The following is a 26,119-nucleotide window of genomic DNA, read 5'->3' on the forward strand; positions in this document are numbered from 1 at the left end:
CAAGTATACCACCATCGCGCCGTTCCTGTGCACATTGCGCGTTATTTGATAATTGCCCCGAGTCCGTTACCATGTCGGGGCTGAGAATATAAGAGTCAATTCACTATGCCGAAGAAGAACGACGCACCGGCCAGTTTTGAAACTGCGCTGAGTGAACTGGAGCAGATCGTCACCCGCCTTGAAAGCGGTGATTTACCGCTGGAAGAGGCGCTCAACGAATTCGAGCGTGGCGTGCAGCTGGCGCGCCAGGGGCAGGTTAAACTGCAGCAGGCCGAGCAGCGTGTGCAGATCCTGCTTTCCGATAGCGAAGACGCTAAGACAACGCCTTTCACACCGGACGCCGAGTAAATGGATTTTGCTAACGAGCTTCAGGCGCGAGTCATCCGCGCCAACGACGCCCTGCGCCGTTTTATTGCGCCACAACCTTTTCAGAACACTCCACTGGTTGAGGCCATGCACTATGGCGCACTCTTGGGTGGAAAGCGCCTGCGCCCGTTCCTCGTCTACGCCACAGGCAATATGTTTGGTATCAGCGATACCACGCTGGACGCCCCGGCTGCCGCCGTTGAGTGCATCCATGCCTACTCGCTGATCCACGATGATTTACCGGCGATGGATGATGACGATCTGCGTCGCGGTCAGCCAACCTGCCATATTAAGTTTGGCGAAGCGAATGCCATCCTGGCGGGGGATGCCCTGCAGACGCTGGCATTCTCCATTCTCAGCGATGCGCCGATGGCCGAAGTGACCGATCGCGACCGTCTGGCCATGGTTTCCGAACTGGCGATGGCTAGCGGCGTTGCCGGAATGTGCGGCGGGCAAGCGCTGGATCTGGAGGCAGAAGGACGTCAGGTTAATCTGGAACAGCTGGAGCGTATTCACCGGCATAAAACGGGCGCACTCATTCGTGCCGCCGTTCGCCTGGGCGCACTGAGCGCAGGTGAACAGGGGCGCAAAGCCCTGCCGATTCTGGACAGATACGCAGAAAGTATCGGTCTGGCGTTCCAGGTTCAGGATGACATTCTGGATGTGGTGGGCGATACTGCAACATTGGGTAAACGTCAGGGTGCGGATCAGCAGCTTGGCAAAAGTACCTACCCCGCCCTGCTGGGTCTTGAGCAAGCCCAGCGTAAAGCCCGGGATCTGATAGAGGAAGCCCGCCAGTCACTGAATGAACTGGCCGCGCAGTCTCTCGATACCTCGGCACTGGAAGCGCTAGCGGACTATATAATCCAGCGTGATAAATAAACACACTATCTCGATGAGCCTTTGATGAGTTTTGATATTGCCAAATACCCGACACTGGCGTTAGTTGACTCCACCCAGGAGTTGCGTCTGTTGCCGAAAGAGAACCTGCCGAAGCTGTGCGACGAACTGCGTCGCTATCTGCTCGACAGCGTAAGCCGTTCCAGCGGACATTTCGCCTCCGGGCTTGGCACGGTCGAGCTGACCGTTGCGCTGCACTACGTCTACAACACCCCGTTCGATCAGCTCATCTGGGACGTGGGCCATCAGGCCTATCCACACAAAATTCTGACGGGTCGTCGCGATCAAATTGGCACCATCCGCCAGAAAGGCGGCCTGCATCCGTTCCCGTGGCGCGGTGAGAGCGAGTATGACGTCTTAAGCGTCGGCCACTCGTCCACTTCCATTTCCGCGGGTATCGGTATTGCCGTGGCCGCCGAAAAAGAGAATAAGCAGCGCCGCACCGTCTGCGTGATTGGCGACGGCGCTATCACCGCCGGGATGGCCTTTGAGGCCATGAACCACGCGGGCGATATCAAGCCTGACATGCTGGTTATCCTGAACGATAACGAAATGTCGATTTCCGAGAACGTCGGCGCGCTGAATAACCATCTGGCACAGCTGCTCTCCGGCAAGCTCTACTCCTCGCTGCGCGAAGGCGGCAAGAAAGTGTTCTCCGGCGTACCGCCAATCAAAGAGCTACTCAAGCGCACCGAAGAACACATCAAAGGCATGGTCGTGCCGGGTACACTGTTTGAAGAGCTGGGCTTTAACTACATTGGCCCGGTTGATGGTCACGACGTGCTGGGGCTGGTCACCACGCTCAAGAACATGCGCGACCTGAAAGGCCCGCAGTTCCTGCACATCATGACGAAAAAAGGCCGTGGTTACGAACCGGCGGAAAAAGATCCAATCACTTTCCACGCGGTACCTAAATTCGATCCGACCAGCGGTTGTCTGCCAAAAAGCAGCGGCGGCATGCCGAGCTATTCCAAAATCTTCGGCGACTGGTTATGTGAAACCGCGGCGAAAGACAACAAGCTAATGGCGATCACCCCGGCCATGCGTGAAGGTTCCGGCATGGTCGAGTTCTCCAAAAAATACCCTGACCAGTATTTTGACGTGGCTATTGCCGAGCAGCACGCAGTCACCTTCGCGGCGGGTCTGGCGATTGGTGGATACAAACCGGTGGTGGCGATCTACTCCACCTTCCTGCAACGCGCCTACGATCAGGTGATCCATGACGTTGCCATCCAGAAGCTGCCGGTGCTGTTTGCTATCGACCGCGCAGGCATCGTGGGTGCTGACGGCCAGACGCACCAGGGCGCATTTGATCTCTCGTTCCTGCGCTGCATCCCGGACATGGTCATCATGACGCCAAGCGACGAAAACGAGTGTCGTCAGATGCTGTTTACCGGTTACCACTATCAGGATGGCCCAAGCGCGGTTCGCTATCCACGCGGTAACGCGGTAGGCGTTGAGCTGCAGCCGCTGGAGAAGCTGGCGATAGGTAAAGGTCTGGTGAAGCGTCGCGGTGAGAAAGTGGCAATTCTGAACTTCGGTACCCTGATGCCAGAAGCCGCTAAGGTCGCTGAGTCGCTGAATGCCACTCTGGTGGATATGCGCTTTGTGAAACCGCTCGATGAATCCCTGATCCTGAACATGGCAGAAACCCATGACGTGCTGGTGACGCTGGAAGAAAACGCCATCATGGGCGGCGCGGGCAGCGGCGTGAACGAGGTGCTGATGGCGAACCGTAAAGCCGTTCCGGTACTGAACCTCGGTCTGCCGGATCACTTCATTCCGCAAGGTACTCAGGACGAAGCCCGCGCGGCAATTGGCCTGGACGCCGCTGGTATTGAAGCCAAAATTCGTAGCTGGCTTGCCTGATCCCTCCCCTTTTCCGCTCCTGCTATGCTTAAACGTATTGTTTAAAAAGTAGGAGTGGAACCATGCAATACACGACATTAGGAAAAACGGATCTTAACGTTTCCCGACTTTGCCTGGGATGTATGACCTTTGGCGAGCCTGACCGGGGTAATCACGCCTGGACGCTGCCCGAAGAGAGCAGCCGCCCTATCATCAAACGCGCCATCGAAGGTGGCATTAACTTCTTTGACACCGCCAACAGCTACTCCGACGGCAGCAGTGAAGAGATCGTTGGCCGTGCCCTGCGCGATTTTGCGCGACGTGATGAAATCGTCGTCGCCACCAAGGTCTATTACCCGGTGGGCGATCTGGCTGAGGGCCTTTCTCGCGCCCAGATCCTGCGTTCCATTGATGACAGCCTTCGACGCCTGAACATGGACTATGTCGACCTGCTGCAAATTCACCGCTGGGATTACAACACTCCCATTGAAGAGACGCTTGAAGCGCTCAACGATGTGGTGAAAGCCGGTAAGGCGCGTTACATCGGCGCATCGTCTATGCACGCGTCGCAGTTCGCCCAAGCGCTGGCTCTGCAGGCGCAACATGGCTGGGCGCGCTTCGTCACCATGCAGGATCACTACAACCTGATCTATCGCGAAGAAGAACGCGAGATGCTACCGCTGTGCGATCAGGAAGGCGTGGCGGTGATCCCGTGGAGCCCACTGGCACGCGGTCGCCTGACCCGTCCGTGGGGGGAAACCACAGCCCGCCTGGTATCGGATGAAGTGGGAAAAAACCTTTATTCCAGTACAGAAGCCAGCGATGCGTTAATTGCCGAGCGTTTAGCCGGGATCGCCGACGATACCGGAGCAACCCGCGCCCAGGTCGCGCTGGCATGGCTGCTGGGTAAACGCGGCGTCGCGGCACCGATTATTGGCACTTCGCGGGAAGAACAGCTTGATGAACTGCTGAAGGCGGTGGATATCACGCTGACGCCGGAGCAGGTTGCCGAACTGGAGACACCGTATCAGCAGCATCCGGTGGTGGGGTTTAAGTAATCCCTCTCCCTAACCCTCCAATACAGGCCGGGTAAGGCGAAGCCGCCACCCGGCAGTACAGATCGCACAACATCACCCGAAGTGATCGTACCCTTTCCAGTCCAGCGTCACAGGCGCACCGTCTTTCACAAACTTCAGCCCTTCGCTCTCCGGCATGATCTGCCCGATGCAGGTAAACTTCGCGCCAAGATGGGCTAACGCCACGTCCAGCGTCCCACGGTTGAGCTCAGGCACGGTAAAGCACAGCTCATAATCTTCGCCACCGGAGAGCCCCCAGCGCAGAGCCTGCTCAGGCTCGACATGTCGAAGCAGCTGTTCTGATAGCGGGAACAGATCCAGGTCAACGCGCGCGCCGACACCGCTGGCCTTCAGTATATGACCGAGGTCTGAGATTAACCCGTCCGAGAGATCGATAGCCGAGCTTGCCCGTTCGCGCAGCGCCTGGCCGTGAAGAATACGCGGCGTGGGCCGCAGATGGCGTTTGACCAGATACGCCGCGTCGTCAGTATCGTTCACGGTCAAGCGATCCTGGAGGATCGCCAGCCCCGCGGCGCTGTCACCCGGCGTGCCGGTGACGTAGATCCAGTCGCCAGGTTTCGCCCCCGAGCGTTTCAGCGCGCGTCCAGCCGGCACATAGCCGTGGATCGCGAGCGTCATCGATAGCGGCCCCGCCGTGGTATCGCCGCCAATCAACTGCATGTCGTAGTAGTTAAGCTGCTCAAACAGGGCGTCACTAAAGGCTTCAAGCCAGGGTTCATCAACCTCTGGCAGCGTCAGGGCCAGCGTTAACCACGCCGGATCGGCGCCCATCGCGGCCAGATCGCTCACGTTGACCGCCAGCGCTTTATATGCCAGATCGGCAGGATCGATATCCGGTAAAAAATGGCGCCCGCACACTAAGGTGTCGGTGCTGATTGCCAGCGTCTGTTTTTCGGGAATATTGAGAAGTGCACAGTCATCGCCAATGCCGGTTTCAACATCAAGACGAGAGGTTCTGACACGGTCGAAATAACGGGCAATCAGGGAGAATTCGCCGCATGCCATACGTTATGCCTCAGCAAATAAAAGAAAAAACCGGAGCCGCACTGCCCGTCAGGCAATGCAGAACTCCGGTTTGCGGATCACTTTTTGTGGGGACGGATCGCAGGTGCTGCTTTATCAAGAACGCCGTTTACAAACTTGTGGCTGTCTTCAGCGCCGAAGGTTTTCGCCAGTTCGATCGCTTCGTTGATGGCCACTTTATACGGCACATCATCACGTTTAGACAGCTCAAACAGCGCAATGCGCAACACTGCTTTTTCAACCTGACCCAGCTCGTCGAGCAGACGGGACAGGTAGGGTTTCATCAGACCATCGAGATACGCGCTATTAGTCGCCACTCCCGACAGCAGTTCACGGAAGTACAGAACGTCAACGTCTTTCACGTCCTGTTCTGACAGGAACTGGTATTCAACATCAGCGATGTCGTTCTGGGACAACTGCCAGGAGTAAAGTGCCTGAACGGCACATTCACGGGCGCGGCGACGAGCAGCAGGTTTCACGGAATTCCCCTTACAAAAAAATCAGGCCTTGATGGCTTTCAATACATTGATCATTTCAAGCGCGGTCAGTGCAGCTTCTGCACCTTTGTTACCGGCTTTGGTACCAGCGCGTTCGATGGCTTGTTCAATACTTTCAGTGGTCAGTACGCCAAACGCGACAGGAATTTCAGCATCCTGTGCAACGTGCGCCAGACCATTGCTTGCACCGCCCGCAACGTATTCGAAGTGCGCAGTGCCGCCACGAATAACGGTACCCAGCGCAATCACCGCGTCGTATTTACCGGTTTTCGCCAGCGCGCCCGCTGCCAGTGGCAGTTCGTAAGCACCTGGAACCCACACAACGGTAATGTTGTCATCTTTAACCTGGCCGATACGTTTCAGGGCGTCAATAGCACCTTCCAGCAGGCTGTCGTTGATGAAGTTGTTGAAACGCGCAATGGTGATGGCGACGCGAGCGTCCGGGGTAGCTACAGCAGCTTCAATAATGTTCATACTCTTCCTTTACGGGTTCATTTGGCCCCGCAGGGGGGCGGATTTTATCATAATACTTTGCGCACTGCTTCCCTATTTCAGGAGCAATTACGCTGTCGTTAAATGGAGGCAAACATCCGGACCCACCGGACGAATCTCGCTGAATTTGAGTTGTGGTGCATCGGCCAGTTTTTCAAGGCCGGGCAGCACAAACAGGCCACGCGCGTCGCTACCCAACAGTTTAGGCGCAACGTAGACAATCAGTTCATCGACCAGACCCGCCTGGAGCAGTGCGCCTGCCAGCGTCGGTCCCGCTTCCACCCAGATGCTGTTCACCTGCTGCTTACCCAGCAGCATCATCAGCACCACTAAATCCAGATGTCCATTGTGCTCAGGCACCATAATGCTGCGCACACCTTCCGGCCAGTCACGTGAATCGTCTTTAGTACGGGCAATCCAGGTTTCACCGGGCTGCTGCACAATGCGGTGTTCAGGCGTCACGCGGTTATGGCTATCAACGATAATACGCAGCGGCTGGCGCAGGTTTTCCTGCGGATACAGCGCCTGGGTATCGGCATTCAGTTCAGTCCAGCGCACGGTCATCGCCGGATCGTCCGCGAGAACCGTTTCACTGCTGGTGAGGATAGCATGGCTTTGGGCACGCAGACGTTGCACATCGCGCCTTGCCTGTGGCGAAGTGATCCACTGACTTTCGCCGTTCGCCATCGCCGTACGGCCATCCAGTGAGGCCCCCAGCTTAAGCTGAATATAGGGGAACCCGGTACGCATACGTTTTAGAAAGCCTTTGTTGATGGCTTCCGCATCCTGCATCATCAGGCCGTGGCTGACATCGATCCCTTCCTGCTGCAGACGGTACAGGCCACGTCCGGCCACCTGCGGATTGGGATCCTGCATCGCAGCGACAACGCGCGACACTCCCGCCGCAATCAGCGCTTCACAGCATGGCGGCGTACGTCCATGATGGCTGCACGGCTCAAGCGTCACGTAGGCCGTAGCCCCGCGTGCCTTTTCGCCCGCCATACGCAGGGCATGCACCTCGGCATGAGGCTCGCCTGCGCGGTAGTGGAAACCTTCGCCCACGATCTCGCCATCTTTCACAATGACGCACCCGACATTGGGGTTGGGATGGGTGGTAAATCGACCGCGCTGCGCCAGCTTCATGGCGCGCGCCATGTACATCTCATCCTGCATGGACTCAATCCTGTAAGCGGGCGATCTCTTCGCCAAACTCTTTGATATCTTCGAAACTGCGGTAAACAGAGGCGAAGCGGATATAGGCGACCTTATCGAGCTTTTTCAACTGCTCCATCACCAGATTGCCGATCATCTTGCTGGGCACTTCACGTTCGCCCAGACCACGAAGGTAAGATTTAATGTGGTTTAACGCCATTTCGACGTCATCCGCGCTGACGGGGCGTTTTTCCAGCGCCTTGAGCATTCCGCTGCGCAGTTTCTCTTCGTTAAACGGCTCGCGCACGTCGTTACTTTTTACCACGCGCGGCATGACCAGCTCTGCCACCTCAAAGGTCGTAAAACGCTCGTTGCATACCAGACACTGCCGACGGCGGCGTACGGAAGACCCTTCGCCCACAAGACGAGAATCGATGACTTTGGTATCCACAGCGGAGCAGAATGGGCAATGCATACGGTATCCCTGTTATCTGGTTAACTGACTTTCATTTTACCCTGATCTGGCCTGACAACAAAGGAAGAGCTTTTTGAGACAAAGGATCTATGTCTGTCGGGACGTTGCTGGCTACCATTACGGTGATCCGTTATTTCAAGGAATTAAACGCAATGACAAGACGTTACCTGAAAATTCTGCTGGTGGGGAGCCTCTTCACCCTTAGCGCCTGTGCACAGCAAACCGAAGTCCGCCAGATGAAACAGAGCGTGAATACGCTCAATACGGCGATGGACAAACTGAACAAAGAGACCGTGAAGATCACCCAGCAAAACGCGCTGAATGCAAAATCCACCAGCGGGGTGTATTTGCTGCCGGGGGCCAACACCCCTGCCCGTCTCAACAGCCAGGTTGGCACGTTAAAAATGTCGCTGGTGAATGTGGCGGCAAATGCGGATGGTACTCGCGCAACATTACGCATTCAGGGTGAGTCCAACGATCCGCTGCCAGCCTTTAGCGGCACCGTCGAGTGGGGCCAGATCCAGGGCACCACCGAGAATTACCAGGAGGTTAACGTGAAGAATCAGCTCTTCACCGCCCCGGCCAGTGTTTTAGCACCCAGTGATGTGGATATTCCGCTTCAGTTAACCGGACTTACTCCTGAACAGTTAGGCTTTATCCGCATTCACGACATTCAACCCGCCGCGCAGTAATCCCCTCCTTTTGAGCGGAGTGAAATGTCACTCCGCTAACATTTACATTTCGTATGGATTGGCAACATAAATGATTGCCGCTACAATCCCGGCCGTTTAAAGTACGCAAACGTGAACGCAATCGATTACGCGTGTGAGAGATATGTGAAACAACACATATTTTTGTGAGCAAGGATTCCTATAATAGGCTCCGCAGAAACACGAAATATTTAGAAACGCAATTCGCGCATTTTTCACTCCCGGAAGGGAATTTCAATCAGTGGCATGATTATGAAAAAAACATTACTCGCAGCCGGCGCCGTGCTGGCACTTTCCTCCTCTTTCACTGTTAACGCAGCGGAAAACGATAAACCACAATACCTCTCCGACTGGTGGCACCAGAGCGTTAACGTGGTCGGCAGCTACCACACCCGTTTCGGACCACAGATCCGCAACGATACCTACCTGGAGTACGAAGCGTTCGCCAAGAAAGACTGGTTTGATTTCTACGGTTATATGGATGCACCGGTCTTCTTCGGCGGTAACACCCAGGCGAAAGGTATCTGGAACCACGGTTCCCCACTGTTCATGGAGATCGAACCGCGCTTCTCTATTGATAAACTGACTGGTACCAGCCTGGCGTTTGGTCCGTTCAAAGAGTGGTATTTCGCGAACAACTATATCTACGACATGGGCCGCAACAAGTCCGGTCGCCAGAGCACCTGGTATATGGGTCTGGGTACCGACATCGACACGGGCCTGCCAATGAGCCTGTCTCTGAACGTGTACGCTAAGTATCAATGGCAGAACTACGGCGCTGAAAACGAGAACGAATGGGATGGCTACCGTTTCAAAGTGAAATACTTTGTGCCAATCACCCAGCTGTGGGGCGGTAACCTGAGCTATATCGGCTTCACCAACTTTGACTGGGGTTCAGATCTGGGCGATAAGAGCGGTTACGCTGAGAACGGTATTAAGCAGCGTACCAACGACTCCATTGCCTCCAGCCACATTCTGGCGCTGAACTACGATCACTGGCATTACTCTGTTGTTGCGCGTTACTGGCACAACGGCGGCCAGTGGAACGACGACGCTAAACTGGTATGGATGAACGAACACGTCCGTTCTACCGGTTGGGGTGGTTACCTGGTTGTGGGTTACAACTTCTAATCGTGTGGTTGTTGCCGGGTGGCGCTGACGCTTACCCGGCCTACAAAACCTGTGCGGGCTGATGCCCTCACCCTGTCCCTCTCCCACGGGGAGAGGGAACAAACACAAAAAACGGCAACAGACGTTGCCGTTTTGCTTTTACCTCGCCACCTGGCTTTTTACTGCTTCACCTTGCGCAAAAAATCCGCCAGCGATCGGTCCGCACTCTCACTAAAGCGCCGTTCCGTGAGCACAATTTTGAGACATCTGTCGAGACGGAAGCAGCGATAATCATCGCGCAGTTCACACCACGCCGCCAGTAGCCAGCGTTCTCCCCAGAAAAACAGCCCCAGCGGCTGAACTTCGCGCGTTGAAAATTGCCCGGCTTCGTCACGATAATGCAGCACCAGCACGCGCTGGGTCGATATCGCCTGGTGAATGACATCAAAATCACTGCGGGAGTGGCTTTTCATGCCAAAATCCGGGGCGTAGATCCGCGTCTGCTCTGCCTTTCGGCGACTCTCTTCGGGCAGGATCGCGAGTACTTTCTCCTGTGCCGACTCCAGTTCGCGCGACAGGGATTCCCCGCCCCAGGTGGTAAGCAGGCGAATCGCCACGATCAGCGCCTCAGACTCCTTGTTTGTCAGCATCAGCGGTGGCAGGTCAAATCCCGACATCAGCCGGTACCCACTTCCCGCCTCGCCCTCTACCGGCACGCCGGAAAGCGACAGGTCGCGGATATCGCGGTATACCGTACGCTCAGAAACGCCCAGCCGGTCCGCCAGATGCGCTGCCGTTGTCAGACGTCTGCCCCGCAGGATCTGTACTATCTGAAACAAACGGTCAGCGCGTCGGGTCATTTTTACTTATGCTCTCAGGCGGGTTGATGAAGGCCGACGCGATTACCTTCGCTGTCGGTAAACAAAGCAATAGTACCAATACCGCGTGGTAACTCCAGCGGGCCAAACACGCACTCACCGCCCGCAGAAGCAATGCGATCGAGCGTGGCGGTCAGATTGTCAGTATGCAGGTAGATGATGGCCCCCTGCACTGAGGGAATAATCCCCTCAAATTTTGCCAGCGCGCCGCCGGTGGCTGGATCTTCATGCGGGAATACCGCCAGCTCGGCGCAGTCCATTTTCTCGCGCTTCAGTGAAACCTGCATCACCGGCTCATAAAATTTGATGGCGCGATCCATATCCGCGACCGGAATTTCAAACCAGTTAATCACACTTTTCATACATCCTCCTGACTCTTGTTTGGGTTCAACAGGAGTCTACGACAGGGCTCCTGACAGCATACTGTCAGGAGTGTTTTGTCAGGAGTGTTTTGTCAGGAGCAGATAAAAAAAATCCCGGTCAACAGACCGGGATTTCGATAACGCGCAAAACGTCTTACGGCAGAATGGACGGCTGATCCGCCCCTTCTTTCTCGACTTTCTGCTGGAGCAAGTGCTCGCGCTTCATGCCGAGTTTCAGTGCCAGAGCGGACGCAACGTAGATTGACGACGCGGTACCGATAGAGACACCGATCAGCATGGTCAGCGAGAAGCCTTCCAGCACCGGACCACCGAAGAGATACAGCATCAGGATCACCATCAAGGTGGTACCGGATGTGATCAAGGTACGGTGCAGCGTCTGGGTCAACGACACGTTAAAGATTTCGTACGGCGTACCGCGACGGATCTTACGGAAGTTTTCACGAATACGGTCAGATACCACGATACTGTCGTTCAGTGAGTAACCGATAACGGACATCAGGGATGCCACAATCGTCAGGTCAATCTCAATGTGGAACAGAGACAGTACGCCCATGGTGATCACCACGTCGTGGGCCAGTGCGATAACCACACCCGCCGCCAGTCGCCACTCAAAGCGGAAACCGACGTACACCAGGATGGAGATCAGCGCCACCAGCAGCGCCATCGCACCGGTTTGCGCCAGGTCCGCACCCACGCTCGGGCCGACGAACTCAATACGCTTAACCGTGGCGTTCTGGCTGGTTGTTTCGTTAATTACGCTAACAACCTTGCTGCCCAGCTCCTGGCTGCCGTTGGCATCGTGTACCGGCGGCATACGCACCATGATGTCGCGGCTGCTGCCGAAGTTCTGCAGCAGCGGCTCTTCAAAGCCCGCTTTCTGCAGTGATTGACGCATCTGGTCCATATCGACCGGTTTTTCCAGGGTGATTTCAATCACCGTACCACCGGTGAAATCCAGACCCCAGTTAAAGCCTTTTACGCCCATAACGACGATGGACAGAATCAGCAGTAAACCTGAAATGCCGAAGGCCCAGTAGTCCCAGCGCATAAAGTCCCAGACTTTACGGCCGTGGTTCAATTGTTCAACAGTATATTCCTGTGCCACAACGCACTCCTCAGATAGACAGCTTTTTGACGCGCTTGCCGCCGTACAGCAGGTTCACGATGGCACGGGTGCCGACAATAGCAGTAAACATCGACGTTGCAACACCGATACCGGTGGTAATCGCAAAGCCTTTGATTGCGCCAGTCCCCACTGCATACAGGATAAGAACCTTGATCAGTGTTGTTACGTTCGCATCGAAGATGGAGCTGAACGCGCCTTTATAGCCTTCGTCAATCGCCTGCTGAACAGAGCGACCGTTGCTCAACTCTTCTTTGATACGCTCGTTTATCAGTACGTTGGCGTCGACCGCCACCGCAAGGGTCAGAACGATACCGGCAATCCCCGGCATGGTCAGCGTCGCCCCCGGCAGCAGGGACATGATGCCGATAATCAGCACCAGGTTCGCAATCAACGCACTGGTCGCAATCAGACCAAACTTCTTATAGAAGAAGATCATGAAGATGATAGAGACCACCAGACCGGCCAGACACGCTTCCAGACCCTGTTTGATGTTCTGCATACCCAGAGTTGGACCAATGGTACGTTCTTCAACAATCTGAATTGGCGCAATCAGCGCACCGGCACGCAGCAGCAGAGAGAGCTGACGCGCTTCGTTCGGGTTGTTGATACCGGTAATACGGAAGCTGTTACCCAGACGAGACTGGATATTGGCGATGTTAATCACCTCTTCCTCTTTCACCAGCACCGCACGGCCGTTAGCGTCTTTCTTACCGCTGTCTTTGTACTCCACGAACAGGGTCGCCATCGGTTTGCCGATGTTGTCCTTAGTGAAGTTAGACATGATGTTACCACCCGCGCTGTCCAGCGAGATGTTAACCTGCGGCTGGTTGTACTCGTCCTGGCTGGAGGTGGAGTCGGTGATATGGTCACCGGTCAGGATCACGCGTTTGTACAGCACAACAGGCTGACCTTCGCGGGTCTCTTTCACTTCCGAGTCACCCGGAATACGGCCAGACGCGGCAGCAGACTGGTCAACGTTGGTATTCACCAGACGGAATTCCAGCGTTGCAGTGGCACCCAGAATCTCTTTCGCACGTGCGGTGTCCTGAATACCCGGCAGTTCCACAACGATACGGTCAGCACCCTGACGCTGCACCAGCGGCTCAGCCACGCCCAGTTGGTTTACACGGTTGCGCAGAATGTTGATGTTCTGCTGAACGGCATATTCACGCGCTTCTTTGAGACGGGCATCGGTCATCACCGCACGCAGCTGGTTGCTGCCCTGAGCGGTGATCACCAGGTCACGGTGACGTTGGGTCAGGTAATCTACAGCCTGATCGCGCGCCGCACTGTCACGGAACGTGATGCTCATACCGTAGTTATCTTCTTTACGAACAGTAGTATACGCGATGCCTTTTTCACGCAAATCGCTGCGCAGGCTATCGATATTCTGTTCCTGCAGTTTGCCCAGCGCGGTATCCATATCCACTTCCATCAGGAAGTGAACGCCGCCACGGAGGTCAAGACCGAGTTTCATTGGCTCTGCGTTCAGCGCAGCCAGCCAACGCGGGGTTGCAGGAGCAAGGTTAAGCGCCACGACGTATTTATCACCCAGCACGCCCATCAGCGCTTCGCGAGCGCGGAGCTGCGTGTCGGTGGTGTCGAAGCGAGCAAGAATTGCGCCCTCTTCCAGAGCCACAGACTTAGCGGTAATTTTTTCTTCTTGTAACGTTTTCTGGACCTGGATCAGCGTTTGCTCACTGGCGGCGACACCGCGCGCGCCAGTGATTTGAACAGCCGGATCCTCACCATACAGGTTGGGAAGCGCGTACAGCAGGCCGACGAGAATCACGACGACCAGCATGATGTACTTCCACAAAGGATAACGGTTTAACACGGCAGTTCCCTTTGGGAAAAGTTGGGATTACAGCGCCTTCATGGTGCCTTTCGGCAGAACGGCAGCTACGAAGTCACGTTTGATAACCACTTCAGTGGTGTCGTTCAGGGCGATAGCAATGTAGCCACTTTCAGCCACTTTGGTTACGCGACCGACCAGACCACCGTTAGTCAGGACTTCATCACCTTTCGCGATGGAGTCCATCAGCTTTTTGTGCTCTTTGGTACGCTTCTGCTGTGGGCGCAGGATCATGAAGTAGAAGATCAGACCGAACACAACCAGCATCAGAATCAGAGACATCGGGCTGCCCTGCGCTGGAGCACCTGTTGCCGCTACCGCATCAGAAATAAAAAAGCTCATTCAAATTCCCTCATTATTAATATTAATCAACGTTCAAAGGTGGAACGGTTCGACCCTGACGTTGGTAAAAATCGGTCACGAAGCTCTCTAATTTACCCTCTTCGATAGCCTTGCGTAAACCAGCCATTAAGCGCTGATAATAGCGAAGGTTATGAATGGTATTGAGACGCGCGCCCAAAATCTCATTGCAACGATCGAGATGATGCAGGTACGCACGAGAATAATTGCGACAGGTGTAGCAATCGCACTCGGCATCGAGCGGACTGGTGTCACTCTTATGCTTCGCGTTACGGATTTTCACCACGCCATCGGTAACAAACAGATGACCGTTACGCGCGTTACGGGTTGGCATGACGCAGTCGAACATATCGATACCGCGGCGCACACCTTCAACCAAATCTTCTGGCTTACCCACACCCATCAGGTAACGGGGTTTATCTGCCGGGATTTGCGGACAAACATGTTCCAGAATACGGTGCATGTCTTCCTTCGGTTCACCCACAGCTAAACCGCCGACAGCGTAGCCATCAAAACCTATCTCTACCAGACCTTTAACAGAGATATCGCGTAAATCTTCGTAAACACTGCCCTGGATAATGCCGAACAGCGCATTTTTGTTCTGAAGGGAGTCAAAACGGTCGCGGCTACGCTTCGCCCAGCGCAGCGACATCTCCATGGAACGTTTAGCGTAATCCCAGTCCGCCGGGTATGGCGTACATTCGTCGAAGATCATCACGATGTCGGAGCCGAGATCGTACTGAATCTCCATCGACTTTTCAGGATCGAGGAAAATCGGATCGCCGTTGATCGGGTTACGGAAGTGGACGCCCTCTTCGGTGATCTTGCGAATGTCGCCCAGGCTGAAGACCTGGAAACCGCCAGAATCGGTCAGGATCGGGCCTTTCCACTGCATGAAGTCATGCAGATCGCCGTGAAGCTTCATGATCTCCTGACCAGGACGCAGCCACAGGTGGAAGGTATTACCGAGGATAATCTGGGCGCCAGTGGCTTCTACTTCTTCCGGCGTCATCCCTTTTACGGTGCCGTAAGTCCCCACAGGCATAAACGCGGGGGTTTCCACCACGCCGCGATCAAACACCAGGCGACCGCGACGCGCGCGGCCATCGGTGGTATCGAGTTCAAATTTCATTTTTATTCCTCTGTGTCAGAAAAACAGTCCAACACATTATTCCGGTGCCGCGGACTTATTCCCCGACACGCTCATTCAAAGCCAGCGGATTGTACGTGATAAACATCGCGTCCCCGTAGCTAAAAAAGCGATATTTTTGTTCTACCGCAGACTTGTATGCCGCCATGGTGTGCTGATACCCCGCAAAGGCGGAGACCAGCATAATCAGCGTCGATTCAGGCAGATGGAAATTGGTCACCAGTGCATCGATGACTTTGTACTGATAGCCCGGGTAGATAAAGATCTGCGTATCGCCAAAGAACGGTTCGATCAGATCTTGTTGAGCCGCCTGGGCAGCGCTCTCCAGTGAACGTACGGAGGTGGTGCCCACCGCAACCACGCGGTTGCCGCGCGCTTTTGCCGCCAGAACCGCATCAACAACCTCCTGCGGCACTTCAGCATACTCAGAATGCATGATGTGATCTTCGATGCTGTCTACCCGCACCGGCTGGAAGGTGCCCGCGCCGACGTGCAGGGTCACAAATGCCATCTCCACGCCTTTTGCGCGCAATTTTTCCAGCAGCGGTTCGTCAAAGTGCAGTCCCGCCGTTGGCGCCGCGACCGCGCCAGGCTTCTGACTGTAGACGGTCTGGTACAGCTCGCGGTCGGCCTCTTCGTCCGGACGCTCAATGTATGGCGGCAGCGGCATATGGCCGATAGCGTTGAGAATGTCGAGCACCGTGCGCTCATCATTAAATTCCACTTCAAACAGCGCATCGTGGCGCGCCGTCATGGTCGCTTTGATGCTCTCGTCGTCACCCAGCAGCAGCTCAGCGCCCGGCTTCGGCGCCTTAGAAGCGCGAATATGTGCCAGAATACGTTTATCATCGAGCATACGTTCGACCAGCACTTCAATCTTGCCGCCGCTGGCTTTACGGCCAAACAAGCGCGCCGGGATCACGCGGGTATTGTTAAAGACCAGCAGATCGCCAGGGTTGAGCTTGTCGAGCAGATCGGTGAAAGTACCGTGCGTCAGCTCGCCCGTTGGCCCGTCCAGTGACAGTAAGCGACAGCTACTGCGCTCAGGCATGGGATAGTGAGCAATCAAGGATTCAGGTAGTTCAAAGGAGAAATCGGCGACGCGCATGACGTATACTCGTGACTTAAAAACAGGCGGCATAGTCTAGTGCTCACACCCTTTTGCTGCAACAACTAGCCGCCCCCGGACAAATAAAACGCATGAATTTTCTCGCTCACCTGCATCTCGCTCACCTCGCTGACAGCTCCCTTTCCGGCAATTTGCTGGCCGATTTCGTCCGCGGCAACCCCGCCGAGACCTGGTCCGCTGACGTTGTCGACGGGATCTTTATGCATCGTCGTATTGATGTCATGACGGATAACCTGCCGGAAGTGACCGAGGCCAAAGCGTGGTTTCGCCCCGAAACGCGCCGCGTCGCGCCGATCTCGCTTGATGTGATGTGGGACCATTTCCTGTCGCGCCACTGGGCACAACTCTCTCCGGAGATGCCCCTGCCCGAATTTGTGCGCTATGCCCATCAGCAGGTGTCGATCATTCTGCCCGACTCGCCGCCGCGCTTTGTCAATCTGAATAACTACCTGTGGTCAGAGCGCTGGCTTGAGCGGTATCGCGAGATGGACTTCATCCAGAATGTGTTGAATGGGATGGCGAGTCGTCGCCCGCGGCTGGATGCCCTGCGCGACTCCTGGTACGACCTGGATGAACATTACGCTGCGCTGGAAACGCGATTCTGGCAGTTTTACCCGCGCATGATGGCGCAGGCGAAAAACAAACAGCTCTGACAGAATTCGCATTGATAGGTAAAAGCTGGCGGAACGATTGTCACCACCTCTTTGTCTTATCCATGAACACTCTCTATACTGGCTCGCGTTGCGTTCCAAATAACCTTAGTATCTACAGGAGAATCATATGGTTCTGGTAACTCGTCCGGCTCCGGATTTTACAGCTGCAGCAGTTCTGGGCAACGGCGAAATCGTTGAAAACTTCAACTTCAAACAGCACACCAACGGTAAAGCGACCGTTCTGTTCTTCTGGCCAATGGACTTCACTTTCGTTTGCCCGTCTGAGCTGATCGCGTTCGACAAACGTTATGAAGAATTCCAGAAGCGTGGCGTAGAAGTGGTTGGCGTCTCCTTCGACTCTGAATTTGTACACAACGCATGGCGTAACACCCCTGTCGACAAAGGCGGCATCGGTGCGGTGAAATACGCAATGGTTGCGGACATCAAACGCGAAATCCAGCAGGCTTACGGTATCGAACATCCGGACGCTGGCGTTGCACTGCGTGGTTCCTTCCTGATCGACGCGAACGGTATCGTGCGTCACCAGGTTGTGAACGATCTGCCACTGGGTCGTAACATCGACGAAATGCTGCGCATGGTTGACGCGCTGCAGTTCCACGAAGAGCACGGTGAAGTGTGCCCGGCTCAGTGGGAAAAAGGCAAAGAAGGTATGGCTGCGTCCCCAGACGGCGTTGCGAAATACCTGTCCGAGAACGTATCCAGCCTGTAATCGGCACGGTTTACGAAAAAGGCCCGCTTATGCGGGCCTTTTTGTTTTAAAACGCCAGGATCTTACCTTTGGATAAGATCGGTATTACCGCTTTCATCTGACCCTTTCGCCACATCAGACTTTTTTCAGCCATCCGGCAAACAGACGGGTCACGATGGGCATCCACAGCCAGACGACCAGCGCGACCACACAGGCATCGTTAATCAAATGCAGCAGCAATGAGCCTTTAAGGCCAGGCAGCAGCGCACCGGTCACCTGCGGCACCAGATTGGTGCTGGGGAAGATCACCAGCAGGGTAATAAGAAACTGTTTCCACTGTTTTGGCTTACGCACATGCGGTTCCGGCGGGGTAAACCAGAAAGCGGCCTCAGTGCGCACTTCGGTTTTATCGCCTTCTGCCAGCAAAGGTTCAATCTCTTTCACCAGCACATTGCGGGTATCAGACTGGGTCCAGGCATAGAGATGTTCAAGGGTGTCGAAGCGGATAATGACCGTCCACAGGTTTTGCCCTTCGGACGGGCGGATCACGTTCGCGCCCAGATGGCCGGGAAATTCCGCCGCGATGGGCATGATCTTGCCAAGCCATTGTTCATAGCGCTCAGCCTGTCCCGGTAGCAAGGTATGGGTGATCACCAGCGTCACATGTGTTTTTTGCGCCATAAAAGTTGCCTGATCGGTAATGGACGAGAGATCCCGCCAGTGATTCTGGCCAGAGATATCCACTAATATATTTAAAGCCGACGTTTTGGAGTGCTACAGAAGAAAGGGCCCTGACGAATAAAGCAATTTGAGTATAGCGAGATTTAATCTGGGGAATAGCAAAGATATTTGTCCCCTCTGTTGAAATAATCAGAACAACTGAGGGATAAAGTCTGCAACCGGCATAAGAACCGGTTGCAGTGAGGGATTAATGACCGAACCAGATGGATGCAGAAATAGCGGGTAGCGAGAGTATCCCTTCCTGGATAGCCCCTTTCCCCTCTTTCACGTGCCACGCCTTTACGTGCAGCAGCGGCGAGTCATCCAGCACCACTTCACAGGCCTTCCCCCGGTTGATGGCGATCAGCACGCGCTGCTGATTATAGACGCGGACAAACACCACCACGTTGTCGTGGGCATAAACCACCTGACAACCGCCATAGCGCAGCGCCTGGCTCTGTTTACGCAGCTTCGCCAGACGCTGGTACAGGCTGAACAGCGCCTTGTCCTGCTTCGCCGGATCCCATGGGAAGGTTTTGCGACAGAACGGATCGTTGTTCCCGTCCAGCCCCACCTCATCGCCATAGTAGATGCACGGCACGCCCGGCCAGGTAAAGAGCCAGGTCACCGCCAGCGGCAGACGCGCGACATCCTTACCGAGCAAGGATTTAAAACGCGCAGTATCGTGGCTGTCCAGTTGGTTAAACATCCGTAACTGCTGCTGATGCGACAGGCTGGCGCGGTAGTTATCCATCCACGCCATGCAGGTTTCCGCATCAATATGCTGCGGATCGTAGGAAATATCGGTGTTAGCAAGGAATCCCCAAAGCGGGAAGGTAAAGCCGCGATAGTTCATCGCCGCATCTTCCGCGTCCGTCTGCAACCACTGGCGCGCGTCACCAAAATGTTCGCCAAACACGAACGCCTCCGGCTGCGCGGCTTTTGCTGCACGGGTGATCCCGGCGACGTGCTGAAGGTTATTACGCGCCCCGCCCGCTTCACCGAGCATATGCACCACGTCAAGACGCCAGCCATCCATATTCCATGGCTCACTCAACCAGTGGCGCACGATGCTGTTTTCACCGCCATAAATCTCGTTTACCAGCGTTGGCGACTGGAAATCCAGCTTCGGCAGGCTCGGATAGCCCAGCCAGTCCAGCGCGCGGCCCTCCTCGTTGAAGCTGTACCAGTCGCGCTGGGGTGAATCCGGGTTATGGCACGCCCCGCCCATCGACTGATTATGTCGATCAAACCACGCGTGCGAGTCACCGCTGTGGTTAAACACGCCATCCAGAATCAGACGCATGCCCTCTTTTTGCGTGTTTTTACGCAGGCGCAACAGCGCCTCATCGCCGCCAAACTGAACGTCAACGTGGCGATAGTCTGCGGTATCGTACTTATGCACGCTTGGCGCTTTAAACACCGGATTAAGGTACAGCGCCGTCACGCCCAGTTTCTTCAGATACGGCAGCTTTTCGCTGATGCCGTCCAGATCTCCGCCGTAGAACGTGGAACCCCCCGCCTGCGCGGTCAGCGGTTCATCCCATTCTTTCAGAATAATGTCGTGTCCTGCGGCGTGGTGGTAATAGACCTTATCCTGCTCTGCGGTGCGCGTTTCGCTACGCGCAAAGCGGTCCGGGAAAATCTGGTAAAAGACCTGATCGTTAACCCACTGCGGGCCAGCGTCCGGGCAATCGACGGCAAACTGCTCCAGCCGCGCCGGAGGAAAACGGCTAAATCCGTGCGGGGTAAACCACAGCTGGCGGTTATTCCACAGCAGTTTGAAGCTGTAGCGGCGGCGAGGCTGTCCGCTACTCAGGTCGATATTCGCTCGCCACGCCGTGATCCCCGGCTGCAGCTGGCTGCGCTGCTTGTGCATTTTCAGCGCCGTCTCTTCGTTATCTATTTCGGCGCGGAGCGTCACGCGTTCAGGCTGGTTTTCCCCCGCCAGCCAGAGCGTAATCACAAGGTTGTCTTTGTTTTGCTTAACAAATGGGGCAACCGGAAGGTGCCAGGCGTTTAACATCACGAATCCCCTTTGATGAAATTGACGTCACCTTGCCACAGGGTAGTTAAGGTTAGCTCACCATGACGTGATTTATTGGGGGAGGAGGACGGGGGAGGAGGCATCAGTACAACCTGATGCCCTCACCCTCTCCCGTTGGGAGAGGGCATAAAATATTACTGCGCTTGCGCCAGCTGACGGTCGCGGCGGCATTTAAACACCCAACCCACCAGCAGCAGCACGATCCACGCACAGCCCACGTAGAGAGAAATACGGGTATCGGGATGGTAGCCAATCAGGCCAATGATAAACACCAGGAAGATCAGCCCGACGACGGTCGTTGCAACACCGCCTGGAACTTTAAACTTCAGCGCTTTTGCCTCCTCCGGCGACAGACGACGGCGGAACGCAATCTGCGACAGCAGGATCATGATCCACACCCACACGGTGGCGAAGGTCGCCAGGGACGCAATCACCAGGAAGACGTTTTCCGGCATGATGTAGTTCAGGTAGACCGACAGCAGCAGTGCGACGGTCATGACCATAACCGTCACCCACGGCGTGCCGCGGCGGGAGGTTTTGGCAAAGACCTTTGGCGCACTGCCCTGCTCGGCCATGCCGTGCAACATGCGGCCCACGCCAAAGACGTCACTGTTGATCGCCGAAAGCGACGCAGTCAGGACCACGAAGTTCAGGATGCTGGCCGCAAAGGCGATGCCCATATGCTGGAAAGTCAGCACAAACGGACTGCCGTTCGTCCCCACCTGGTTCCAGGGATAGATAGACATAATGACGAACAGAGTACCCACATAGAACACCAGAATACGCATCGGCACCGAGTTGATGGCGCGCGGAATGGACTTCTCCGGGTCTTTGGCTTCCCCGGCGGTAATCCCGATAATCTCAATCCCGCCGTAGGCGAACATCACCATCTGGAGCGACATCACCATGCCGAGCCAGCCGTTGCTGAAGAAGCCACCGTTGCTCCAGAGGTTATGAATACCGGTTGGCTGGCCGCCGTTACCGATCCCCCAGATGATGATGCCGAAACCGGCAATAATCATGATGATGATGGTGGCAACCTTGAAGAAGGAGAACCAGAACTCCAGTTCACCGAAGACCTTCACGCTCATCAGGTTGACGGCGCAGATAATCAGCACCACGCTCAACACCCAAATCCAGTGCGGAACCGCCGGGAACCAGACGCCCATGTAGATGCCAAAGGCGGTGACGTCGGCAATGGCCACAATCAGAATTTCGAAGCAGTAGGTCCAGCCGGTGATAAACCCGGCCAGCGGGCCTAAATTCTCCTGCGCATAGCGCGAGAATGAACTGGCTGACGGGTTATGAACCGACATCTCTCCCAGCGCACGCATGATGATATACGCCGCCACGCCACCGATGATGTAGGCCAGCAGAACGCTTGGACCGGCCATTTTGATGGCATCTGCCGAGCCATAAAAAAGACCGGTACCGATAGCGGAGCCGAGCGCCATAAAGCGAATGTGGCGCGTGCTCAGCCCACGTTTGAGTTTGTTAGTGCTTTCCATTTAAATCTTGCCATTCAACACGAAAAAAACAAAAAACCACGGGGCCTTAAGCCCCGTGGTTAAACAGTTTGTTGCCGTTGATTAATGGGCGTTCGATGCGACCTGACGCCCTGCAGCACGATCCCAGATAATGGCCAGAACCAGTGCAACAACGGTAGGCATCAGCCAGGCCAGACCTTGCTCAGACAGCGGCAGACGCTGTGTCCAGGCTGGCAGTATTTGAGCAAACGCTGATGCTTTAATCCCGTCAAGGATACCAAAAATCAGGCTGATAAACATGGCTGGCGCAATAATTCGCGAGGAGTTATTCCACCACGGGCGCGTAAAGCTCAACACCACCAGCACGATACACGGCGGATAGATGGCCGTCAGCACCGGAATGGAAACCTGGATCAGGTGGCTCAGACCAAGGTTAGACACCGCCATGGAGAAGAGGCCAAGGATAAACACCAGCGTGCGGTAAGAGAGCGGCAGGTACTGGGCAAAGAACTCCGCACAGGCGCAGGTCAGGCCAACCGCCGTCACCAGGCAGGCCAGGAAGATCAGGGCAGCCAGCAGCATACTGCCTGCGCCACCAAAGGTGTGCTGGACGTAAGCGTGGAGGATTGCCGCACCATTCGCGTTCTGATCCACCAGCGTCGCGCTATCGGAACCCAGGCGGAACAGCGCCAGATAGAGCAGCGTCAGGCCCACACCGGCCATCAGACCAGCCCAGATGGTATAGCGGGTCAGCAGACGCGCTTCGGTCACACCACGGGAACGCGCGGCGTTCACGATAACGATACCAAACACCATCGCGCCCAGCGTATCCATTGTCAGATAGCCGTTCACAAATCCGTTAGAGAAGGCCGCGTTTTGGTACGCATCCATTGCACTGCTGATCGGACCCGCAGGCCAGATAATGGCCGCCACCGCCAGCACGATCAGCGCGATAATTTTGAGGGGGGCCAGGAAGTTACCCACGGTATCCAGCAGTTTGCCTGGATAGAGGGAGACCAGAATGACAATCGCGAAGTAGACCAGGCTGTAGATGAACAGCGGCATCGCGCCGTCACCGGTCAGCGGCGCAATCCCCACTTCGAAGGAGACGGTAGCGGTACGCGGGGTCGCAAACAGCGGGCCAACGGCCAGATAGCACACCGTCGCCAGCAGAACGCCAGCCACTTTACCAATCGGGGTGCTGAGGCTATCCACGCCACCGCCAACTTTCGCCAGCGCAACCACGGTCAATACCGGCAGGCCCACGGCAGTAATCAGGAAACCAAACGCTGCTGTCCAGACGTGTTCACCCGCCTGTAAGCCAACCATTGGAGGAAAAATGATGTTACCTGCGCCAACGAACAGCGCAAATGTCATAAAGCCCAGCGCGATGATGTCACGCGATTTTAAGTGATGGGTCATAAAACCTTACTGCCTGTGGATGTCGTGTTGAATATATTGAGATTTTCGCCATCCGTGACGGGACGATACAGCGGAAATTTTGCTCAATTTCAGCGGGATATGCTCCCGTCCTGGCGTGGAGAAGAATAGTTTTTCGATTTACCACGCAAATACAGTCGGTCTGACAGTATCTGGGGGGCAATTTAAACGCTTATAACGTTTAAAGGCAAGGTGGGATCGTAAAACCAGAACAATATACCAGCATGAAAATACCAACCAGAATAATTCGCTAATATCATGAAAAACCCATGGCTAATCATGCGAACAAAAAAGCATCAGCCGTATAAAATTCATTCACGTTTCGCTTTACTGCAAAGCAAACGGGCCAGCAAAGGCTGACCCGTGGAAAGGTAAAATGACACACCTGCTGTCAGGCGATTTTTTTGGCAATTAATCGTTCCGGAATGACGAAACTAAAACGGGTTCCTTTGCCCAGCGTGCTTTGAATATCGAGACGGCTTTCATGGTGATTCACCGCGTGCTTCACAATCGCCAGCCCCAGCCCGCTTCCCCCGGTTTGCCGGGAGCGTGCTTTATCCACCCGGTAAAACCGCTCGGTCAGACGTGGAAGATGCTCAGGCGCAATGCCCGGCCCGTTGTCCTCGACGCTAAACTCAGCACCCACTGGCGTCTGCTGCCAGCGCACCACAATATCCGTTCCTTCAGGAGTATGATTAACCGCGTTATAGACCAGGTTAGAGATAGCGCTCCGCAGTTCATCCTCGCTTCCGAGCACCTTCAGACTGTTATCGACGTCAAAGGTCAGATGATGCTTTTTATGGCTTAAGGTTTGCGCTTCGCGTTCCACCACCCGCAGCATCATCGGTACGTCGATGGTGTCATTTAAGGCAAGCGTCGGGGCCGCCTCAATCTTCGACAGCGTAAGCAGCTGCTTCACCAGCCCTTCCATACGGTGCGTCTGCTCGCGCATGGTATGCAGCGCTTTCTCACGCGGCGCACCTTCAAGCGTCTGCTCCTGCATCATTTCCAGATAGCCCTGCAGTACCGTCAGCGGCGTGCGCAGCTCGTGGCTCACGTTCGCAAAGAAGTTGCGTCTTGCCCCTTCCAGCTGGTGCATCTGGGTGACGTCACGCGCCACCATCAGCCACTGCTGATCGCTGTAGGGCATCACCCGAATTTCAAGATGGCGACCATTGTTGAGCTTCAGATTGTGCGGACGCGAGAAATCACGTTTTTTCAGATACTGCGTGAACTCCGGGTAACGCAGAAGGTTGAGGATGTTCTGGCCATTATCGTCCGGCCAGCGCAGGCCCAGCAGCTGTTGGGCGAGACCGTTACACCAGAAGATCGTCCCCTCTTCCGTGGTCAGAATGACCGCATCCGGCAGCGATTCCGCACCGCTGCGAAAGCGTTTGATCAGGCTTCCCAGCTCGCGACGGCGCTTTTTATTACGCATCTGCATCTGGTGCAGACCGTAAAGCAGCGGCTCCCAGCTCCCGCTTCCCGGCGGAGGCGTCATACTTCTGTCAACCCATAGCCACCAGGAAAGGCGCAGCAGGTTCCAGAAATGCCAGATCAGCAGCCCAGTCACGGACGCCAGCAGAAACCACGGCAGGTATCCAAGAAAGGCCCCCAAAATGAAGGCCGGAATACAACATAAGATCAGTTCAAAGACGAGCCTTTTCCATGACAGACGTTCCAGCACGCGTCACACTCCTGTCATTGTTCAGAAACGGGTAGAAAAACGATAACCCGTGCCGCGGACCGTCTGTACCATGCGATCGTGGCCGCTCAGTTCCAGCGCTTTACGCAGGCGGCGGATATGTACGTCAACCGTCCGGTCTTCGACATACACGTTAGTTCCCCAGACGTTATTCAGCAACTGCTCGCGGCTGTAAACACGCTCCGGGTGAGTCATAAAGAAATGCAGGAGTTTGAATTCGGTAGGCCCCATGTCGAGGGGATTTTCGCCCGTCATAACGCGGTGCGAGGTCGGATCAAGGCTCAGGCCCTGCATCTCAATGACCTCTTCCACCGCCATCGGTGAAATACGGCGCATCACAGCTTTAATGCGGGCAACCAGCTCTTTCGGTGAGAAGGGTTTGGTAATGTAATCGTCTGCGCCAGTCTCCAGGCCGCGCACGCGATCTTCCTCTTCACCGCGCGCGGTAAGCATGACAACGGGGATATCGCGGGTCATCGCTTCACGCTTGATGTGTTTGATAAACTGCAGTCCGGAGCCGCCAGGCAACATCCAGTCAAGCAGGATCAGATCGGGCCAGGGTTCATTCAGCTGGTTCACCGCGCTGTCATAATCTTCCGCTTCAACTGGCTGGAAGCCATTTTGTTCGAGCACGAAGCACACCATTTCACGAATTGGAGCTTCATCTTCTACGACCAGAATACGTCTCGCCATACTTTGCCCTGTCTTATCTTATTTAAGTTACAAGTTTGTAATGCGGCGTCATTATGCGTCAGATTTATGACAGATTTATGAAAAACAGTACCACGTAAAATGGCAAACCGTTGT

Annotated in this window: 26 protein-coding genes; 8 read left to right on the plus strand and 18 right to left on the minus strand. The window is 55.2% G+C overall.

Annotation, left to right across the window (positions count from 1 at the left end):
• Positions 1–105: 105 nt before the first annotated feature.
• The 4 genes from xseB (at position 106) to NQ842_RS19125 (ending at position 4,172) form a co-directional block, all read left to right on the plus strand.
• Positions 106–348, plus strand: coding sequence for an exodeoxyribonuclease VII small subunit (gene xseB, locus NQ842_RS19110; RefSeq protein WP_008503331.1), 243 nt, complete (start codon positions 106–108; stop codon positions 346–348).
• On the plus strand, positions 349–1,248 hold the full coding sequence (gene ispA, locus NQ842_RS19115; protein ID WP_096928146.1) for a (2E,6E)-farnesyl diphosphate synthase: 900 nt from the start codon (positions 349–351) through the stop codon (positions 1,246–1,248). It abuts the gene before it with no gap.
• A 24-nt stretch (positions 1,249–1,272) separates the two neighbouring features.
• Positions 1,273–3,135 carry a 1-deoxy-D-xylulose-5-phosphate synthase gene (gene dxs, locus NQ842_RS19120; RefSeq protein ID WP_014830868.1) on the plus strand — a complete coding sequence of 621 codons (1,863 nt, stop codon included), beginning with the start codon at positions 1,273–1,275 and terminating at the stop codon, positions 3,133–3,135.
• Positions 3,136–3,197: 62 nt separating this feature from the next.
• A complete protein-coding gene (locus NQ842_RS19125) occupies positions 3,198–4,172 on the plus strand; it encodes an aldo/keto reductase (protein WP_257256208.1) in 975 nt (324 codons plus the stop codon).
• A 72-nt stretch (positions 4,173–4,244) separates the two neighbouring features.
• Here NQ842_RS19125 and thiL read toward each other — a convergent pair whose 3' ends face one another.
• The 5 genes from thiL to nrdR form a co-directional block, all read right to left on the minus strand.
• Positions 4,245–5,216, minus strand: a complete 972-nt coding sequence (gene thiL / locus NQ842_RS19130) for a thiamine-phosphate kinase (protein WP_020686378.1) — start codon at positions 5,214–5,216, stop codon at positions 4,245–4,247.
• A 77-nt stretch (positions 5,217–5,293) separates the two neighbouring features.
• Entirely contained in the window at positions 5,294–5,713 is a 420-nt protein-coding gene (gene nusB / locus NQ842_RS19135; protein ID WP_014069107.1) for a transcription antitermination factor NusB, read from the minus strand.
• A 21-nt stretch (positions 5,714–5,734) separates the two neighbouring features.
• Positions 5,735–6,205: a 6,7-dimethyl-8-ribityllumazine synthase gene (ribE, locus tag NQ842_RS19140; protein ID WP_006176874.1), complete on the minus strand. Its 471-nt coding sequence runs from the start codon at positions 6,203–6,205 to the stop codon at positions 5,735–5,737.
• An 87-nt stretch (positions 6,206–6,292) separates the two neighbouring features.
• Entirely contained in the window at positions 6,293–7,396 is a 1,104-nt protein-coding gene (gene ribD, locus NQ842_RS19145) for a bifunctional diaminohydroxyphosphoribosylaminopyrimidine deaminase/5-amino-6-(5-phosphoribosylamino)uracil reductase RibD (protein ID WP_257256209.1), read from the minus strand.
• Positions 7,397–7,400: 4 nt separating this feature from the next.
• Complete coding sequence (gene nrdR, locus NQ842_RS19150) at positions 7,401–7,850, minus strand: transcriptional regulator NrdR (protein ID WP_008503337.1); 450 nt, start codon at positions 7,848–7,850, stop codon at positions 7,401–7,403.
• Between the two features lie 152 nt (positions 7,851–8,002).
• Between nrdR and NQ842_RS19155 the strand changes: the two genes are divergently transcribed.
• Both NQ842_RS19155 and NQ842_RS19160 read left to right on the plus strand, forming a co-directional pair.
• A complete protein-coding gene (locus NQ842_RS19155; protein ID WP_257256211.1) occupies positions 8,003–8,542 on the plus strand; it encodes a DUF3251 domain-containing protein in 540 nt (179 codons plus the stop codon).
• A gap of 270 nt (positions 8,543–8,812) precedes the next feature.
• Positions 8,813–9,691, plus strand: a complete 879-nt coding sequence (locus NQ842_RS19160) for a nucleoside-specific channel-forming protein Tsx (RefSeq protein WP_014830863.1) — start codon at positions 8,813–8,815, stop codon at positions 9,689–9,691.
• Between the two features lie 158 nt (positions 9,692–9,849).
• Here the strand turns inward: NQ842_RS19160 and NQ842_RS19165 are convergent, their stop codons facing one another.
• The 7 genes from NQ842_RS19165 to queA all read right to left on the minus strand — a co-directional run bounded on the left by NQ842_RS19165 (position 9,850) and on the right by queA (position 16,530).
• Entirely contained in the window at positions 9,850–10,530 is a 681-nt protein-coding gene (locus NQ842_RS19165) for a YafY family protein (RefSeq protein WP_046888880.1), read from the minus strand.
• A 14-nt stretch (positions 10,531–10,544) separates the two neighbouring features.
• Positions 10,545–10,910 carry a VOC family protein gene (locus NQ842_RS19170; RefSeq protein WP_014830861.1) on the minus strand — a complete coding sequence of 122 codons (366 nt, stop codon included), beginning with the start codon at positions 10,908–10,910 and terminating at the stop codon, positions 10,545–10,547.
• A gap of 154 nt (positions 10,911–11,064) precedes the next feature.
• A complete protein-coding gene (secF, locus tag NQ842_RS19175; protein ID WP_013095834.1) occupies positions 11,065–12,036 on the minus strand; it encodes a protein translocase subunit SecF in 972 nt (323 codons plus the stop codon).
• A 10-nt stretch (positions 12,037–12,046) separates the two neighbouring features.
• Positions 12,047–13,894 (minus strand): protein translocase subunit SecD, encoded by a 1,848-nt coding sequence (gene secD / locus NQ842_RS19180; protein WP_014830860.1) that lies wholly within the window; start codon positions 13,892–13,894, stop codon positions 12,047–12,049.
• 27 nt (positions 13,895–13,921) lie between these two features.
• Positions 13,922–14,254, minus strand: coding sequence for a preprotein translocase subunit YajC (gene yajC, locus NQ842_RS19185; RefSeq protein WP_000007630.1), 333 nt, complete (start codon positions 14,252–14,254; stop codon positions 13,922–13,924).
• 22 nt (positions 14,255–14,276) lie between these two features.
• A complete protein-coding gene (tgt, locus tag NQ842_RS19190; RefSeq protein ID WP_013095832.1) occupies positions 14,277–15,404 on the minus strand; it encodes a tRNA guanosine(34) transglycosylase Tgt in 1,128 nt (375 codons plus the stop codon).
• A gap of 55 nt (positions 15,405–15,459) precedes the next feature.
• Positions 15,460–16,530 carry a tRNA preQ1(34) S-adenosylmethionine ribosyltransferase-isomerase QueA gene (queA, locus tag NQ842_RS19195; protein WP_046888879.1) on the minus strand — a complete coding sequence of 357 codons (1,071 nt, stop codon included), beginning with the start codon at positions 16,528–16,530 and terminating at the stop codon, positions 15,460–15,462.
• A gap of 92 nt (positions 16,531–16,622) precedes the next feature.
• On the opposite strand from queA, the gene acpH reads away from it, so the two are divergent.
• Both acpH and NQ842_RS19205 read left to right on the plus strand, forming a co-directional pair.
• Complete coding sequence (gene acpH / locus NQ842_RS19200) at positions 16,623–17,204, plus strand: ACP phosphodiesterase (protein ID WP_047360798.1); 582 nt, start codon at positions 16,623–16,625, stop codon at positions 17,202–17,204.
• A 127-nt stretch (positions 17,205–17,331) separates the two neighbouring features.
• Positions 17,332–17,934 (plus strand): peroxiredoxin, encoded by a 603-nt coding sequence (locus NQ842_RS19205; protein WP_008503347.1) that lies wholly within the window; start codon positions 17,332–17,334, stop codon positions 17,932–17,934.
• A gap of 114 nt (positions 17,935–18,048) precedes the next feature.
• Here NQ842_RS19205 and NQ842_RS19210 read toward each other — a convergent pair whose 3' ends face one another.
• The 6 genes from NQ842_RS19210 to phoB all read right to left on the minus strand — a co-directional run bounded on the left by NQ842_RS19210 (position 18,049) and on the right by phoB (position 26,005).
• Positions 18,049–18,594 carry an antibiotic biosynthesis monooxygenase gene (locus tag NQ842_RS19210; RefSeq protein WP_046888877.1) on the minus strand — a complete coding sequence of 182 codons (546 nt, stop codon included), beginning with the start codon at positions 18,592–18,594 and terminating at the stop codon, positions 18,049–18,051.
• Between the two features lie 247 nt (positions 18,595–18,841).
• On the minus strand, positions 18,842–20,659 hold the full coding sequence (gene malZ, locus NQ842_RS19215) for a maltodextrin glucosidase (protein WP_257256212.1): 1,818 nt from the start codon (positions 20,657–20,659) through the stop codon (positions 18,842–18,844).
• Positions 20,660–20,814: 155 nt separating this feature from the next.
• Complete coding sequence (gene proY, locus NQ842_RS19220) at positions 20,815–22,188, minus strand: proline-specific permease ProY (protein WP_063412471.1); 1,374 nt, start codon at positions 22,186–22,188, stop codon at positions 20,815–20,817.
• Between the two features lie 81 nt (positions 22,189–22,269).
• Positions 22,270–23,589 (minus strand): branched-chain amino acid transporter carrier protein BrnQ, encoded by a 1,320-nt coding sequence (gene brnQ, locus NQ842_RS19225; protein WP_014830855.1) that lies wholly within the window; start codon positions 23,587–23,589, stop codon positions 22,270–22,272.
• Positions 23,590–23,998: 409 nt separating this feature from the next.
• A complete protein-coding gene (gene phoR / locus NQ842_RS19230) occupies positions 23,999–25,294 on the minus strand; it encodes a phosphate regulon sensor histidine kinase PhoR (protein WP_046888874.1) in 1,296 nt (431 codons plus the stop codon).
• A gap of 21 nt (positions 25,295–25,315) precedes the next feature.
• Positions 25,316–26,005 carry a phosphate response regulator transcription factor PhoB gene (phoB, locus tag NQ842_RS19235; RefSeq protein WP_003859122.1) on the minus strand — a complete coding sequence of 230 codons (690 nt, stop codon included), beginning with the start codon at positions 26,003–26,005 and terminating at the stop codon, positions 25,316–25,318.
• Between the last annotated feature and the right edge of the window lie 114 nt (positions 26,006–26,119).

The organism is Enterobacter cloacae complex sp. R_G8, from assembly GCF_024599795.1.
Classification (GTDB): domain Bacteria; phylum Pseudomonadota; class Gammaproteobacteria; order Enterobacterales; family Enterobacteriaceae; genus Enterobacter; species Enterobacter dissolvens.

Coding starts and splice junctions, on each gene's coding strand:
- xseB (WP_008503331.1), top strand. CDS start 106: ATGCCGAAGAAGAACGACGCACCGGCCAGTTTTGAAACTGCGCTGAGT.
- ispA (WP_096928146.1), top strand. CDS start 349: ATGGATTTTGCTAACGAGCTTCAGGCGCGAGTCATCCGCGCCAACGAC.
- dxs (WP_014830868.1), top strand. CDS start 1,273: ATGAGTTTTGATATTGCCAAATACCCGACACTGGCGTTAGTTGACTCC.
- NQ842_RS19125 (WP_257256208.1), top strand. CDS start 3,198: ATGCAATACACGACATTAGGAAAAACGGATCTTAACGTTTCCCGACTT.
- thiL (WP_020686378.1), bottom strand. CDS start 5,216: ATGGCATGCGGCGAATTCTCCCTGATTGCCCGTTATTTCGACCGTGTC.
- ribE (WP_006176874.1), bottom strand. CDS start 6,205: ATGAACATTATTGAAGCTGCTGTAGCTACCCCGGACGCTCGCGTCGCC.
- ribD (WP_257256209.1), bottom strand. CDS start 7,396: ATGCAGGATGAGATGTACATGGCGCGCGCCATGAAGCTGGCGCAGCGC.
- nrdR (WP_008503337.1), bottom strand. CDS start 7,850: ATGCATTGCCCATTCTGCTCCGCTGTGGATACCAAAGTCATCGATTCT.
- NQ842_RS19155 (WP_257256211.1), top strand. CDS start 8,003: ATGACAAGACGTTACCTGAAAATTCTGCTGGTGGGGAGCCTCTTCACC.
- NQ842_RS19160 (WP_014830863.1), top strand. CDS start 8,813: ATGAAAAAAACATTACTCGCAGCCGGCGCCGTGCTGGCACTTTCCTCC.
- NQ842_RS19165 (WP_046888880.1), bottom strand. CDS start 10,530: ATGACCCGACGCGCTGACCGTTTGTTTCAGATAGTACAGATCCTGCGG.
- NQ842_RS19170 (WP_014830861.1), bottom strand. CDS start 10,910: ATGAAAAGTGTGATTAACTGGTTTGAAATTCCGGTCGCGGATATGGAT.
- yajC (WP_000007630.1), bottom strand. CDS start 14,254: ATGAGCTTTTTTATTTCTGATGCGGTAGCGGCAACAGGTGCTCCAGCG.
- tgt (WP_013095832.1), bottom strand. CDS start 15,404: ATGAAATTTGAACTCGATACCACCGATGGCCGCGCGCGTCGCGGTCGC.
- queA (WP_046888879.1), bottom strand. CDS start 16,530: ATGCGCGTCGCCGATTTCTCCTTTGAACTACCTGAATCCTTGATTGCT.
- acpH (WP_047360798.1), top strand. CDS start 16,623: ATGAATTTTCTCGCTCACCTGCATCTCGCTCACCTCGCTGACAGCTCC.
- NQ842_RS19205 (WP_008503347.1), top strand. CDS start 17,332: ATGGTTCTGGTAACTCGTCCGGCTCCGGATTTTACAGCTGCAGCAGTT.
- NQ842_RS19210 (WP_046888877.1), bottom strand. CDS start 18,594: ATGGCGCAAAAAACACATGTGACGCTGGTGATCACCCATACCTTGCTA.
- malZ (WP_257256212.1), bottom strand. CDS start 20,659: ATGTTAAACGCCTGGCACCTTCCGGTTGCCCCATTTGTTAAGCAAAAC.
- proY (WP_063412471.1), bottom strand. CDS start 22,188: ATGGAAAGCACTAACAAACTCAAACGTGGGCTGAGCACGCGCCACATT.
- brnQ (WP_014830855.1), bottom strand. CDS start 23,589: ATGACCCATCACTTAAAATCGCGTGACATCATCGCGCTGGGCTTTATG.
- phoB (WP_003859122.1), bottom strand. CDS start 26,005: ATGGCGAGACGTATTCTGGTCGTAGAAGATGAAGCTCCAATTCGTGAA.